Genomic DNA, 614 nt, shown 5'->3' on the forward strand with positions numbered 1-614 from the left:
CAGTTCGGGATTTCCGACCGAGCGCTGCAGCCAACGATGTCGGCCGGATCGGGGGTGATCGTCGACCGCGAGCGCGGGCTCGTGATCACCAATTACCACGTGATCGAGAAGGCCACCCGGGTCGACGTCGCCTTGCGCGACAAGCGCAGCTTCCAGGCGCAGCTCGTCGCCGCCGCGCCGGCGCTCGACATCGCCATCCTGCGGGTCAACGCGCGCGACTTGCCGGCGCTGCCGTTCGGGGACTCCGACAAGCTGTCGGTCGGCGATCTGGTCGTCGCCATCGGCAACCCGTTCGGGCTCGGACAGACGGTCACCGCCGGCATCGTCAGCGCGACCGACCGCGGGCTCGGACCCAATACGCCGCGCTTCATCCAGACCGACGCGCCGATCAACCCGGGCAATTCAGGCGGCCCGCTGATCGACGCGCGCGGTCAGATCATCGGCATCAATTCGGCGCTGATCAGCCCCAACGAAGGCAACGTCGGCATCGGCTTCGCCATCCCGGCGAACGCCGTGCGCGAGGTCCTCGACGAGGCCAAGCGCCGGATGTGAGCCCGACTAGAGAACGCTCTCGATCCAGCCCTTGAGCTGGCTCTTGGGCGCCGCGCCGAGCT

1 protein-coding gene is annotated in these 614 nt (G+C 68.6%); it reads left to right on the plus strand.

Annotation, left to right across the window (positions count from 1 at the left end; all coding sequences use genetic code 11):
• On the plus strand, positions 1–552 hold a 552-nt coding region (locus J7643_20005), incomplete at its 5' end, for a trypsin-like peptidase domain-containing protein (protein MBO9542875.1).
• Positions 553–614 lie beyond the last annotated feature (62 nt).

The sequence above is a fragment of the bacterium genome (assembly GCA_017744355.1).
Taxonomy (GTDB): domain Bacteria; phylum Cyanobacteriota; class Sericytochromatia; order S15B-MN24; family UBA4093; genus JAGIBK01.